Consider the following 13,181-nt stretch of genomic DNA (forward strand, 5'->3'; position numbering starts at 1 on the left):
CATCGAGCACACCTTCCGCCTGTTCAAGCAGACCCTCGGCTGGACCCGCCCGAAGATCCGCACCCCCGAGGCGGCCGACCGTTGGACCTGGCTGATCCTCGCCGCCTACACCCAACTGCGACTGGCCCGACCACTCGCAGCCGACCGGCGTCGCCCTTGGGAAAGGCCCGTTTCCTCAGACAGGCTGACCCCGGCACGTGTCCGCCGCGACTTTCGGCACATCCGCCCCAAGGTCGTCTGCCCGGCCGAGGCACCGAAACCCACCCGCCCCGGACCAGGCAGGCCACCAGGCCGCAAGAACACCCGGCCCACCCCACGACACGACGTCCACACAGTCCGCAAAACCGACACCACCACGTCCCGGAACAAGAAGTCGACCACCCCACGACCCCGCCGCACAGGTTAAAGATCAAGCTAGTCGACGCAGAACTCGTTGCCCTCGATGTCCAGCATCGGAATGCACGAGTCCTCGCCGTCGTACAGCGTCCGTACGTGGACCGCGCCGAGCGGGACCAGCCGTGCGCATTCGGCCTCGAGCGCGGCCAGGCGCTCCTCACCCACGAGCCCGGTGCCGACCCGCACGTCGAGGTGCAGCCGGTTCTTGGCGGCCTTCCCCTCGGGGACGCGCTGGAAGTACAGCCGCGGGCCCACACCCGAGGGATCCGTACAGGCGAACCAGGCGTCGCGCCGCTCCGGCGGCTGCGCACGCCTGTAGTCGTCCCACGTGGCATGGCCCTCGGGCGGCGGCGGTACGACGTACCCCAGCACCTCGCACCAGAAGCGGGCGAGACGCTCCGGCTCCGCGCAGTCGAAGGTGACCTGGAACGTTCTGATCGCGGACATCGGGCCACCGTACCAAGGGATTTGGGAACCGGCCGTTCCCTTTCCGGGACGCCGGCGATGCTCCCCGGAAGCCCCCTCCGGCCGTGGCCTTGTGGCTACCCTTGCCGGGGTCACGACCAGGATCGAACGAGGGGGGTACATCCGTGCCGTACGAGACGGGCGCCAAGGTGAAGTTGACCCGGGACGTGCAGATCACCGCGAGCGGCATGGCCGCCGGGGCCGGCGCCCCCGGTCCGCTGTTCCTGGCCGAGGGCCTGGACGGTGTGGTCGCGGGCTCTGCGAAGGCACGCGGCGGCATGTTCCAGGACGACATCGCGGCCTTCGAGAAGCAGGTCCGCGACGGCAGGTTCCACGGCTACGGGACCGGACTGGTCGAGCAGATCCGTGAGCAGCTCGCCCGGCACGGAGCGTATGACGCCGGAGCGGGCACAGGGATCGCGTACCGGGTGCGCTTCGCGAACGGTTTCGTGCTCGACGGCCTCGACGAGGACGCGCTGACGAGGGCCTGCCCGCGCCCTCGCAGGCCCGCCTGCGAGGGCGCGGGGGTGTCCACCGCCGGTCAGCCCGGGTAGGCGATCGAGCCCAGTGGCGGGCAGGGGACGAGCGCGGCGCCGGCGCCGGGCCGTTCGACGAAGGCCCGGTCCTCGGCCGCGCGCCGGCGCCGGGACTCCCACGCGTCGGCGTCCCGGGCGTCGCGCAGCGCGCGAACGTCGTCCCACGAGCCGTCGATGAGTTCGAGGCTGGTGTTGCCGGCGCTGCGCTCGAAGTCCAGCTTCACGGCGGCCCGCCGGAGCGCGGTCTGCACCGCGGCGAGATCGATACGGGTCATCAGGACGCCGGGGGTGTGCGGTTCGCGGGTCGGCAGGGGTGCCTGGGGAAGCAGCGACACCCCGCGGTCGAGGCGGCCGATGTTGTCGACGGCCGCGTCCTGGGCGTCCTGGGCCATCCGCCGCATCTCCTGGTGCAGCCAGAAGAGTTCGTCGAGGTCGGCGGCGGTGATGCGCATCCGCTGGTACAGCGCCCGGAAGCGGGGATCGGCGTGCAGCGGACGGAGGGGGTCGACGTGGAGCGCCACGCAGTCGTTGTACCCGGCCGCCACGGCGGCGTCGAAGTGCAGCACGGCGAGGTCCGTCTGCCCGCGCAGACAGGCCAGTTCGCCCAGGCTCGCGTGGCCCCCGGCGGCGAGCCAGGCGCCGTCGGGGCCGAGCGCCGCGGCGCGCGTGACGATGTCGTGGAGGCCCGCGTCTCCCACCGCGCCGGGACCCTCGGTCAGGAGCGTCACCAGCAGGTCGTGCATACGGGCGGCCAGTGAGCTGACGGTGTCGGCCATGGATCTCCTCGGACCTCGGTGGTGAAGAGCGCGGGACGCCGGGGCCGGTCGCGACCCCGGTGGACAGGACGGGCGGCGGGGACGAGCGGTTCCTGCTCCCGCTACGCCTTGCGGGCGAGGAGCTGGATCTCGTGGAACTGGCGGCGGTCCGTGGGCTGCGGCTCGAACCGGAGGCGTGCCGACTCGTTCAGACCGTGTGCGCGGAGGAGCGCGGCGAGGTGCTCGGGCCACCAGCGGTAGGCCGTCGCCACCGTGTGGTCGTAGGACCGCGTCTCGTCGGCGGGGCCGTCCGTGGCCGGGAACGCGATCAGCAGATGGCCGCCCGGCGCCAGTACCCGGGCGAACTCGGCCAGGACCGCCGGCACGTCCTGCGGCGGGGTGTGGATGAGCGACCACCGTGAGAGCACCCCGTCGAGGGCGCCGTCCTCGATGTCCAGCGCCGCCATCGAGCCGACCTCGAACCGGATCTCCGGGTGGGCTTCGCGTGCGAGCCCGACCATCACGGGGGAGGCGTCGACTCCGAAGACGTCCAGGCCCAGCCCGTGGAGGTGCGCCGTGATGTCACCTGGGCCGCAGCCGAGGTCCGCGACCGCACCGCCGCCGTCCCTGTCCCGGTCGCCGTCGCCGTTCGTCCGTACCAGCTCCGCGAACGCGCCGAGGAGGGCGCGCTCCAGCGGCCGGTCGCGGAGCGGGTCGTGGAACATCTCGGCGTAGACGGAGGCGATGGCGTCGTAGGCCTCGCTGGTGGCGCGCAGGGGGTCGAGTTCGGTCACCCCGAGACCCTAGCGGGAGGATCGGGCGCGTGATCAGAGGGCGTACGGCCCGGTGACCGTGCTCGCGGACGGCGGACCTGTTCACGAGCGACAACGCCAACTCCAGTCAACAGGGGCACACTTGGCGTGTCAGCCCGTCCGGTGGGCGAAACCCCGTGGCGGCCGGGGACGGAGGGACTGATGATGACCGGATGACCTCGTACGCGCCGCCGCCCGCCCCTCCGTCCGTCCCGCCCGTCGACGCCCTGATCGTCGTGGACGTCCAGTCGGCCTTCACCACCGGCGCCGGAGCCGTACCCGCCGCCGCCCGCCTCGTCGACCGCACGACCGATCTGATCGGCCGCGCCCGCGCGGCCGGCGCGCTCGTCGTCCACCTCCAGAACGACGGTCCCCCCGGCGCGGAGGACGAACCCCACACGCCGGGCTGGGAACTGCACCACCCCGTCGTGCCCGGCCCCCGCGAGACGGTGATCCGCAAGCCGCGCGACGACGGCTTCCACGCGACCCCGCTGGGCGACGTCCTCACCGGCGCGGGGGTACGAGCGCTCGCCGTCTGCGGCGTGATGTCCGAGATGTGCGTCCAGGCGACCGCCCGTACCGCCCTCGCGCGCGGCTACCGGGTCGTCGTGCCGCACGACGCCCACGCCACCCAGGACGTTCCGGCGGCGCCCGGGATCAGCGAGGCGATCCCCGCGGCCGTCGTCTCCCGCGTCGCGGCCTACGCCCTGGGGAGCGACGCGGAGGTCACCGCGGCGACCGCCGACGTGACGTTCACGGCTCCCGCTACGGACTGAGCCGGCGGGCGGAGGAGCAGGACCGGGAAGCCGGAGGAGCCGGACCGGGAAGGGCGTCCCGGCGCCCGGCGAGCGGAACGCGCCACCGGACGCCCCGGCGCGACGGCGAGCGGGCTGTTCAAAGCCTCGCCGATCTCTCTACGGTGGTCCCGGGGCGTCCCGTCGACGCCCCGGCGCGAGGTGACGCGCGACAGGATGGGGGAGCGGTGGAAGAGCTGGCGGCGCTTGCCATGGCGGGGGTGACGACCGTGTTCGGGCTCGTCGTCTCGGACGTCTGGGAACAGGCCAAGGCGCGCGACTGGCGTCTGTTCCGCCGCCGGGGCGGAGGCGCGGAGGGCGAGCGGCCCGGCGGTGACGCCGCCGGTGAACTGGAGGCCGCCGGTCGCGAGGTGGCGGCCGCGCGGGCCGCCGGGGACGAGACCGCCGCCCTCGCCATCGAGGCGCACTGGAGCGAACGGCTCCTCCAGGTGCTCCGCGACGACCCCGCCGCGGTGGCCGAACTCCAGGAACTCGTCGCCGCCTTCGGGCCCCCGGCCGCCACCGCGTACCACTTCGGCGGGGTGAACCACGGCCCGGCCTTCCAGGGTTCGCGGATCCACGGCGATATCAACGTCACCGTGCACCAGCATCAGGACCCCGCCGCGGGCCCCGCCCCGTCCGGTCCGCGTCCCGACCAGGTACCCGCCCTGACGGCCGCGTTCGTCAACCGCACCGCCGACCTCTCCGAGCTGGACCGGTGGTTCGGCCCGCCGGCCGCGCGCACCGGCACGGCCGGCGCGGCGGCGGAGGCCACGACCGGCCCGGCCCGGACCGCGACCGCCCCCGTCGGCATCGGCGTGCTCCACGGACTGCCCGGCGTCGGCAAGACGGCGACCGCCTGGCACTGGGCCACCACCGTCCGGGACCAGTACCCCGACGGCCAGCTGTACGTGGACTTCGCCGCCCTGCGCGGACAGACCGGCGGCGACGTCTCCGAGGCCGTCGCCATGTGCCTGCGCGGCCTCGGCGTCACCGACACCTACATGCCGGGATCGCTCCAGGAACGCGCCGCGCTCTTCCGCTCCCGCACCGCCGACCGGCGGCTCCTCGTCGTCCTCGACGACGTCGGCGAGCCCGCGCAGGTCCGTCCCCTCGTCCCCAAGGGCCCCGGCAGCGCCGTGCTCGTCACCAGCCAGTCGCCGCTCGGCGAACTCGTCCTCGACGGGGCCCGGGTCCTCGCCCTCCGCCCGCTCGACCGGGACGGCGCCCTGCGGCTGCTCGCCGAACGCTGCGGAGCGGACACCGTCGCCGCCGACCCGGCCGCCGCCGAGCACCTCGTCGCGCTCTGCGGCGGTCTGCCCGTCGCCCTGCGGATCGCCGCCGCCCGCCTCCTGACCGACCCCTCGCTCACCACGGCCGCCCTGGCCGGGGAACTCGCGGACGAGACCCGCAGGCTCGACGCCCTGTCGCTGGGACCGCTGGGAGGAGACCACTCGATGTCCGCCGTCCTCAACCCGACGTACCGCCTGCTGCCGCCCGGAGCGGCCCGCCTCTACCGCTGCCTCGGCTGGCACCCGTGCCGCACCCACGACGTCGACGCGTCCGCCGCCGCGCTCGGCGCCACACCCGCCGAGACCGCCCCGCTCCTCGGCAGGCTCGCCGCCGACGGGCTGCTCGAACGGACCGCCGACGGCCGCTACCGCATGCACGACCTCGTCCGCCTCCACGCGCGCGCGTGCGCCGAGGCCGAGGAGCCCGCCGACGGTGAGTCCGCCCTCGTCGCCCGTGTCCTCACCCACTTCCTCGTCCTGACGGCGCTCGCCGACCGGGCCGTCCGCGCCGACCGGCTGCGTGTCGCCGACCTCGACGTACTCCTGGACGGGGTACGGGACCCCTTCGCGGCGCCCGGCGGACCCGCACCGCTCGGCTGGCTGGAGAGCCGCAGCGCGGACCTCCTTGCCGTGCTGCGCGCCGGCGCCGCCACGGGCGGCCTCGACACCCCCGTATGGCAGCTGGCCGAGGCGTTCAGCGTGCTCTTCCTCCACCAGCGGGCCCTGGGCCCCTGGCGGGAATCGCTCGAACTGGGAGCCGCGGCCGCCTCCTCGGCCGTGGCACCGGCGGCCGAGGCCCGGCTGCGCAGCCTGCTCTCCCGGCCGCTGCTCGACCTGGGCGAGGACGACCGGGCACGCGCCGCCCTGGACCGGGCCCTCGCCTGCGCCGAGGTCGCCGGGCACGCCGTGCTCAGCGCGTCGGTGCGCGAGTTCGACGGCCGGTACTGGGACCGGCACGATCCGGCTCGCGCCATCGCCTCGTACCGGGCCTCCCTGGAGCTCAACACCCGGGCGGGGGAGGCGCGCGGCGCGGCCATCGCCACGTACTTCCTCGGCTGCGCCCAGGACGCGGCGGGCGAGCCCGCGACCGCCCTGGAGACCCTGCGCACCGCCCACCGGCTGCTGACCGACTGCAGGGACCGGCGCATGGCCGCCCGCGCCACCGCCGCGCTCGGCATCGTCCACGACCACCTCGGCGACACCGGGGCGGCGATGCGCGACCTGGAGGACGCCGCCACCACCCTCGCCGCGGAGCACGCCACGCACTACGAGGCGCAGGCACTGGTGGCCCTGGCGGACCTCGCGGAACGCACGGGCCTGCGCACGGCGGAGGTCCCGGACTGGCTGACCCGGGCGGCGGGCATCCACGAGGCGGGCGGCAGCCCCCTGGCTCCGGTCCTGCGGGAGCGCCTGAGGGCCCTCGGAGCGGAGTGAGGACGGGAACGGTGTGACCGGGTGCGGGGGGCGGAGGCTGGGCCGAGGTCTTCGCTCAGCCGGGATCCGGGACCTCGCCCGGTGCGGTGGCGGTGCGCAGGACCACGTCCCTCGAGCCGACGCCGTCGTGCGCCTGTCCGCCCCGCAGTGAGACCGGGCCCTCCAGGGGGAGCCCGGCGCGCAGGCACGCGTAGACCGCCGTCGCCGGAAGGCACGGGCCGGGGAAGGAGCCGCCCCCGGTCACCTCGATGATCCGGCCGTCGCGCAGCCCCACCAGATGGCCGCCCGCGGCGAGCGAGGCAGCCGCCGCGAGGCAGCCGGGACGGGCGGCGAGCGTCTCGCCGATCCAGCCGAGCGCGGCCGTCGCGGTCACGGCCGGCGCCGCGCCCAGGACCACCGACGCGCTCTCCGCGATGCCCAGGTCCCGTTCCGCGTCCGTGCACGCGAGAAGCGAGAACAGCCCGCCGGCGGGGGACTCCGCGTCCGGCACGCCCTCCGTCGCGGCGGACGGGAAGCGTTCCACCCGGACCACCACGGCCGACGGTCCGGCATCCCGGCCCACGCGCGCGCGTACCCGCCAGGACGTGACGGGCTCCGCCGGTACCCCGACCGGGGCCAGGGCCCGCACCGGAGGCGGCCCGGAGGACGGCTCCGGCAGGCGCAGGAGGTCGTACAGGGCCGTACGCAGCCTGCCGAGCGCCCGCCCCGGTTCGCTGAACGCCCGGTCCGCCACGTCCGCGTACCCCGCCCGCGCCGCCGGCTCGAACGCGGCCTCCACCTGTCCGCGCAGCTCCCGCCCCGGGTCGAGCCGCGGCGCGTGCCGGCCCAGCACCTCCGCCGCCGTACCGGGCACGGAGTCGCTCCCGAACGCCGAGAGCAGCACCGGCCGGCCGAGCGCCGCGCCGTAGAGGGTCACCGAGCCGTGGTCCCCGACCACGAGGTCCGAGGCGAGGAGCACGGAGCGCCACGCGTGCACCGGCGGGACCAGCAGCAGTCCCGCGTCCAGTGCGGCGGCGAGGTGGCGGCGGAGCTGCCAGGAGCCGTGCGCCGCCCACACGTTGGGGTGGACGACGGCCGCCACCCGGTAGTCGTCGTACGGGAGCGCGCCGAGCAGCCGCGCCGGGAGGCCGGGCGCCTCGCCGAGCAGCGAGGTCGGTCCCCACGTCGAACTGACCACCACGAGACGCTGCCCGGCGCCGACGCCGAGCGCCGCACGGTAGGCGGGCCGCAGCGGCGCGCTGGCCGTCAGCTCGTCGAAGCACGGGTCGCCCAGGAGCAGCGTCCGCCCGGCCGCCTCGGGGTGCGCGGCGAGCAGTTGTGTGCGCTGGTCCGGATGGGAGGTCGCCAGCCAGGCGCGGCCCGCCGCCAGAAGCGCGTCGGGCACCAGCCCGGAGAGCCGGACCCGGTCGGCGCGCGAGTCCGGCACGTACTTCTGGAAGCCGATGCCGTGGGGGAGGACGAGGACGGGGTACGCGCCCTCGGGGACGTCGATGTTCTCGCTCGCGGTCAGGACGAGGTCCGGGGAGAGGTCACGGAGCTGCGTCCACGGCATCACGCGGCAGCCGGAGTCGTGCAGCAGGTCGAGGACGCCGTCGTTGAAGGCGGAGGTGGGGTCGTACGCGAAGACGACGCTCACCCGGGTGTCGTCGCGGAGGACGGCGGGGAGGCACTCCAGGACCCGGGTGGTGGAGACGACGGTGCGCGCGGCGACGACGAGGGTCCGCTCGCCGGGGAAGGTCCGCCACCGCTCGGCGTCCGGCCCGACGGGAACGCGGAGGGGCCGTTCAGCGTGCATGGCCACCCCGCCAACGTACGCCCCGCTCACCCGTTGCGCGGCTCGCGGCTCGCGGCTCGCGGCTCGCGGCTCGCGGCTCGCGGCTCGCGGCTCGCGGCTCGCGGCTCGCGGCTCGCGGCCATCGTCCGGGTACCTCAATTCCTTGGAGAAGGCAACGGTGCCGCGGCCCGGTCCCGGGCCGACGGACACCCTATCCGTTCGCACCGCCCGAGCGCCCGGCCGTAATCTGCGTGATCAGCGAATTGCATCTTTCTGCAAATAAATGGGATCCTGTTCCGGCCAACCGATGACCGGGCCCTCCGTGCTTCCGCTGTGAGCCCGCACGAGAGGGACGACGACGTACATGACCATCGAATGGCGTTACACCGTCCAGCAGGACCTGGGTGTGCTGTCCCTGGCCGGTTTCCTCGGAGCCGACGCCGTGGGGCGCTTCACCGGGGCCGTGGGGTGGGCGGTCGCACGCGGCACCGGGCCGGTCGTGCTCGACCTGACCCGGCTGCGCGGCTGGTCGGTCGGCGGGCAGCTCGCCGTCGTCGACGCGGCCGTACGGCTCCGGGCCGCGGGCCGGGTCCTCGAACTGGCCGCGATCCCGGCCGACGGCTCCCTCGTGCCCGCCGGTGACGGCCCCGCCGTCCAGGTCCACCGCGACCTGGCCGCCGCACTCGCCGCCCACCGCGACGCCGGTGCGGAGCAGCGGGAGTGGCGCAGCGACGCGTGGCCGAGCGCCTGAACGTCCGGAAGTCGCCGTCCGGTACGTCCCCGGTCCCCGTACGCGCGAGGATGGGGGGCATGGTGCAGAGTGCTGGGTCGACGCGACGCGCGGGGTGGACGGGATGAGCGCGCCGCTCTACCAACTGAAGGCGGAGTTCTTCAAGACGCTGGGGCATCCCGTGCGCATCCGCGTCCTGGAGCTGTTGAGCGAGCGTGAACACGGCGTCGCGGAGATGCTGCGCGACACCGGAGTCGAACCGGCGTACCTCTCCCAGCAGTTGGCGGTGCTGCGGCGGGCGAACCTGGTCGTCGCCCGTCGTGAGGGCACGGCCGTGTACTACGTCCTGACGACCCCCCAGGTGGCCGAACTGCTGTGGACCGCCCGCACGATCCTCTCGGGCGTCCTGGCGGGCCAGGCCGAACTGCTTGCCGACCTGCGGGCCGTGCCGCGGGCCCGTACGGCCCGGGAGGCGGCTCCCGAGGGTGAGCCCGTCGTCCTTCCCTGACGGCGAGGCGAGGGTCGCCGGGGCCGGCGACGGCCACCGCCGTCGAAGGCCCGCCGGGTCGCCCGCCGGGCCCTCACTCCTCCGCATCCGGCTGGATGCCCGCGAGCAGGTTGAACGCGCCCGTCAGGAGGTTCAGGGTGACCACGCCGACGACCTCCGCGATCACCCGGTCGCTCCAGCCGTGGGCCCGTACCTCCGCCACGTCCTCGTCGCCCAGCGCGCCCGGCTCGGCGAGGACGCGGAGCGCGAGGCCGATCAGCGCGGCCTCGCGGGGGTCGGTCGACGTGCCCTGGCGGGCCAGCTCGATGTCCGTCTCGGTGAGCCCCGCCGCCCGGCCGGCGGCACGGTGCGCCTCGCGGCAGGTGCCGCAGCCGATCCACTCCTGGACGGCGAGCGACAGCTTCTCGCTCAGGGCGCGCGGGATCTTCACCCGCTTCATGGCCCGGGACAGGCTGAGATAGCCGTCGAGCAGCGCGGGTGAGTGCGCCATCGTCGACACCATCTCGCCGACCGAGCCGTGTCGTTCGACGATGTCGGCCAGCAGCTCACCGGCCCGGCCCGGCGCCTGGTCGGGGGTGAGCGCGGTCAGTCTTCTCGTGGACATGAAGCCTCCTCCGGATGCCCTCTGTATACCCTACGGGGGTATAACGCCACGAGGGGTGGGAGAGGTTCCCGGGAATGAGGACGAGTGCCGAGGTCCTGTCCTCGTCCCGTACGGCCTCCGGCGCGTGGCCGGTGATCGGCAGGGGCGACTCGGCGCCCGCCCGGAAGGTGCGCCCTGCGGTGGGCCCCCCGGCCGCGAACCGCCCCGGCGTCGTGCCCACGAGCCGTCGGAACGAGCGGTTCAGGTGCGACTGGTCGTAGAAACCGGTCGCCGCCGCCACCTCGCCGGGCGGTACCCCGTCGAGCAGCAGACGGCGGGCCCGGTCGAGCCGGCGGGACGTCAGGTACTGGTGCGGGGCGATGCCGAAGGCGCGGCTGAACGCCCGTACCAGGTGCGTGGGATGGGCGTGCAGCAGCCCGGCCGCCTCGTCCAGGGTCACGCCCTGGAGCAGCCGTTCGTCGAGGAGCTCGCGCAAGGCGTGGGCCAACCCGGGCGCGGCCGTACGCGCGCGTGCGGCGTTCCCGGGACGCAGATGGGTGCGCAGCCGCTCACGGACGAGGGCGAGGCGGCTCTGCGCCTCGAACGCGTCGCCGGGGGACGCGAGCGCCGCGTGCAACTGCCCGATCCGGCGGCGCAGCAGCGGATCGACGAGATCGGGGCCGTCCACGGCGGTGCCGACGAGGCTCTCGTCCAGCTGTGTCAGGTCCAGGTACAGGACCCGCTTGCGGAAGCCGTGGGAGGTGGCGGGCGAACCGTTGTGCGGCACGTGCGGCGGCAGCAGGGACACCGTGCCGGCAGGGGTGCCGTGCTCGCGCCGGTCGAGGTCGTAGCGCACGGCGCCGTCGTCGACGATGAGCAGCGTCCACACGTCGTGGACGTGCATCGGGTAGGCGTGCTCGGTGAAGTGGGCGTGGAAGACCTCCACGACTCCGGGGACGCGGGGGCGCCACGCGGAAACCTCCTGCCGGGCCACCATGCAAGGAATGTACAAGACGGCGTGGCGGGGCGGTCGGCAGTCTCGGGGCATGACGACCACCGACCACGCGCCCGTGCGCTTCGACACCAAGATCGCCGTCCTGCTGCGCGAGGACCTGGAGACCTGGCAGCGGCTGAACGTGACCGCGTTCCTGGTCAGCGGCCTCGGAACCGTACTGCCCGAGGTGATCGGCGAACCGTACGCCGACGCCGACGACACCCCCTACCTGCCGGTGCTCCGGCAGCCCGTCCTGGTCTTCGAGGGGACCGAGGAGACCCTGACGGCGGCGCACGCGCGCGTCCTCGCCCGGTCCCTCCCGAGGGCGGTCTTCACGACCGACCTCTTCGGCACCGGCGACGACCGGGACAACCGGGCCGCCGTACGGGCCGTGGGCACGGCGGACCTCGATCTGGCCGGGCTCGCGGTGTACGGGCCGCGCAACGCCGTCGACAAGGTGATCAAGGGCGCCCGGATGCACCCCTGACACCCCGTAGGGGGTCCCCGGCCGCACGCGCGCCCACCGGCCGACCACGGATGCGTCAGCCGACCGTGCGGGCTGCGCACTCCAGGAGGGTGGGGATCGCGGACGCCAGGGCGTCCGTCCCGTGCGCGTACGGCAGGCGGAGTCTGTCCCGGAAGCCGTCCACCGGCGAGAAGGCCGACCCCGGCACCACCGATACGCCGTGACGCCGCGCCAGCTGGGCGAGGGCCTCCGTGTCGGCGCCGGGGATCCGCACCCAGAGGGCGGGACCGCCCGCCGGCCGGGTCCACTCCCAGTGCGGCGCCGTCGCCCGCAGCAGCGCCTCCGCCGCGTCCCGCTGCCCCCGCAGTTCGGCCCGGCGCCGCGCACGTGCCTCCGGAAGCCGGTCCAGCAGGCGTACGGCGACGAGCTGGTCCACGACCGAACAGGACAGGTCCACCGAGGTCTTGATCTTCGCCAGCCGGGACACCACCTGCGGCGAGGACCGGACCCAGCCCACCCGCAGACCGCCCCAGAAGAGCTTCGACAGGGTGCCGACGGCCACCGTCGACCCCATCGGCAGCTCGGCGACGAGCGGCACCGGAGCGGCGTCGTCCCGGAAACCCGCTCCCGGACCGGCGTCCCCGTTCCCGCCGTCGCTCTCCTTTGTCCCGTTCCCCTCGTCCCCCAGGGCGAGTTCGGCGCACGCGGTGTCCTCGACCGTGAACAGCTCCAGGTCCGTCAGGACCCGCTGCCACTCCCTGCGCGCCGCACCGTCCAGGCTCCGGCCCGTCGGGTTGTGCACCGTCGGCTGGAGGTACACGAGCCTGGGCCGGCCGTGGGCGCACAGCCGCCGCAGCGCCGCCGGATCGGCCCCGGCCGGGCCTCCGCCCGGGCCGTCCCCGCCCACCGGGACGAGGCGGGCGCCACGCGCGCGCAGCGCCTCCAGGGCACCCCGGTAGGTGGGGTTCTCCACGACCACCGTGTCGCCCGGCTCGACCAGCGCCTGCGCCACCAGCCACACGGCCTGCTGCGAACCCGAGGTCACCAGGATCTGGGCCGCCTCCGTCGGGACCCCCGCCGCCCGGTAGTACGCGGCGATGCCCTCCCGCAGGGCCGGGATCCCGTACGGGTGGTAGCCGTCGTCCCCGAGCAGCGAGCCGAGGTCCTCGCCGCTGAGGGCGCCCACGGCCTCGCCCACCGCGCCGAGTCCCGGCAGCGCGCCGCTGGACAGGTCGGCGGTGCCGCCGGCCCGCGAGCGGGCGTCGAAACTCACGAGCCGCCCCTCGGTCACGTACCCGTCGAGCGCCCCCGAACCCCGCAGCCGGGAACCGCTGCCCCGCACGCTCTCCAGCCATCCCTCGCTCTCCAGGAGCCCGTAGGCGGCCGTCACCGTGGACCGGCTCACGCCCAGCACCAGGGCCAGTTCGCGCTGGGAGGGCAGGATGCTGCCGCCCGCCACGTCGCCGCGCCCGGCCAGCTCGCGCAGGGCGTCCGCGAGCCGGCGCGGCAGCGGTCCTGGCCCCTCCGACGACCAGCCGGTGAGCAGTCGGGACAAACGGGTCGAAGCAATCCTGGCCATGGCACCCATAGTGCGCCACGACGCAGGCCAATCCGGCCCGACTGGTCGTTGTCGCCGCAGGTC

12 protein-coding genes and 2 pseudogenes are annotated in these 13,181 nt (G+C 74.9%); 7 read left to right on the plus strand and 7 right to left on the minus strand.

Going from position 1 to position 13,181, the window contains the following annotated elements:
* Positions 1-406 (plus strand): annotated as a pseudogene (locus ASD33_RS35945) (transposase); the annotation flags it as partial.
* Between the two features lie 8 nt (positions 407-414).
* Here the strand turns inward: ASD33_RS35945 and ASD33_RS22230 are convergent.
* Complete coding sequence (locus tag ASD33_RS22230) at positions 415-843, minus strand: VOC family protein (RefSeq protein WP_056563273.1); 429 nt, start codon at positions 841-843, stop codon at positions 415-417.
* Between the two features lie 143 nt (positions 844-986).
* Here ASD33_RS22230 and ASD33_RS22235 point away from each other — a divergent pair, with 143 nt between their 5' ends.
* The gene (locus ASD33_RS22235) at positions 987-1,415 is read left to right on the plus strand and encodes a hypothetical protein (RefSeq protein ID WP_056563277.1); all 429 of its coding nucleotides are present in this window, start codon (positions 987-989) and stop codon (positions 1,413-1,415) included.
* Here the strand turns inward: ASD33_RS22235 and ASD33_RS22240 are convergent.
* Together ASD33_RS22240 and ASD33_RS22245 are read right to left on the minus strand one after the other, a co-directional pair.
* Entirely contained in the window at positions 1,403-2,173 is a 771-nt protein-coding gene (locus ASD33_RS22240) for a hypothetical protein (RefSeq protein WP_056563281.1), read from the minus strand. The genes ASD33_RS22235 and ASD33_RS22240 overlap by 13 nt on opposite strands.
* A 101-nt stretch (positions 2,174-2,274) precedes the next feature.
* Positions 2,275-2,946, minus strand: coding sequence for a class I SAM-dependent methyltransferase (locus ASD33_RS22245; protein ID WP_056563284.1), 672 nt, complete (start codon positions 2,944-2,946; stop codon positions 2,275-2,277).
* A gap of 191 nt (positions 2,947-3,137) precedes the next feature.
* On the opposite strand from ASD33_RS22245, the gene ASD33_RS22250 reads away from it, so the two are divergent.
* Complete coding sequence (locus ASD33_RS22250) at positions 3,138-3,740, plus strand: isochorismatase family protein (protein WP_056563287.1); 603 nt, start codon at positions 3,138-3,140, stop codon at positions 3,738-3,740.
* Positions 3,741-3,946: 206 nt separating this feature from the next.
* Positions 3,947-6,484, plus strand: coding sequence for an NB-ARC domain-containing protein (locus ASD33_RS22255; RefSeq protein ID WP_242427214.1), 2,538 nt, complete (start codon positions 3,947-3,949; stop codon positions 6,482-6,484).
* 55 nt (positions 6,485-6,539) lie between these two features.
* Here the strand turns inward: ASD33_RS22255 and ASD33_RS22260 are convergent, their stop codons facing one another.
* Positions 6,540-8,279, minus strand: coding sequence for a hypothetical protein (locus ASD33_RS22260; protein WP_056563290.1), 1,740 nt, complete (start codon positions 8,277-8,279; stop codon positions 6,540-6,542).
* Between the two features lie 343 nt (positions 8,280-8,622).
* Between ASD33_RS22260 and ASD33_RS22265 the strand changes: the two genes are divergently transcribed.
* Entirely contained in the window at positions 8,623-9,009 is a 387-nt protein-coding gene (locus ASD33_RS22265) for a hypothetical protein (RefSeq protein WP_056563293.1), read from the plus strand.
* Positions 9,010-9,112: 103 nt separating this feature from the next.
* Positions 9,113-9,496 carry a metalloregulator ArsR/SmtB family transcription factor gene (locus ASD33_RS22270; protein ID WP_056563296.1) on the plus strand — a complete coding sequence of 128 codons (384 nt, stop codon included), beginning with the start codon at positions 9,113-9,115 and terminating at the stop codon, positions 9,494-9,496.
* Positions 9,497-9,569: 73 nt separating this feature from the next.
* Here the strand turns inward: ASD33_RS22270 and ASD33_RS22275 are convergent, their stop codons facing one another.
* Complete coding sequence (locus ASD33_RS22275; protein ID WP_056563299.1) at positions 9,570-10,100, minus strand: carboxymuconolactone decarboxylase family protein; 531 nt, start codon at positions 10,098-10,100, stop codon at positions 9,570-9,572.
* Positions 10,101-10,293: 193 nt separating this feature from the next.
* A pseudogene (locus ASD33_RS22280) lies at positions 10,294-11,076 on the minus strand (AraC family ligand binding domain-containing protein); the annotation flags it as partial.
* A 49-nt stretch (positions 11,077-11,125) separates the two neighbouring features.
* Between ASD33_RS22280 and ASD33_RS22285 the strand changes: the two are divergent.
* Positions 11,126-11,560 (plus strand): DUF2000 domain-containing protein, encoded by a 435-nt coding sequence (locus ASD33_RS22285; RefSeq protein WP_056563303.1) that lies wholly within the window; start codon positions 11,126-11,128, stop codon positions 11,558-11,560.
* Between the two features lie 55 nt (positions 11,561-11,615).
* Here the strand turns inward: ASD33_RS22285 and ASD33_RS22290 are convergent, their stop codons facing one another.
* Positions 11,616-13,118, minus strand: a complete 1,503-nt coding sequence (locus tag ASD33_RS22290) for a PLP-dependent aminotransferase family protein (RefSeq protein ID WP_199863578.1) — start codon at positions 13,116-13,118, stop codon at positions 11,616-11,618.
* Positions 13,119-13,181 lie beyond the last annotated feature (63 nt).

It is taken from the genome of Streptomyces sp. Root1304 (assembly GCF_001426405.1).
GTDB lineage: Bacteria > Actinomycetota > Actinomycetes > Streptomycetales > Streptomycetaceae > Streptomyces.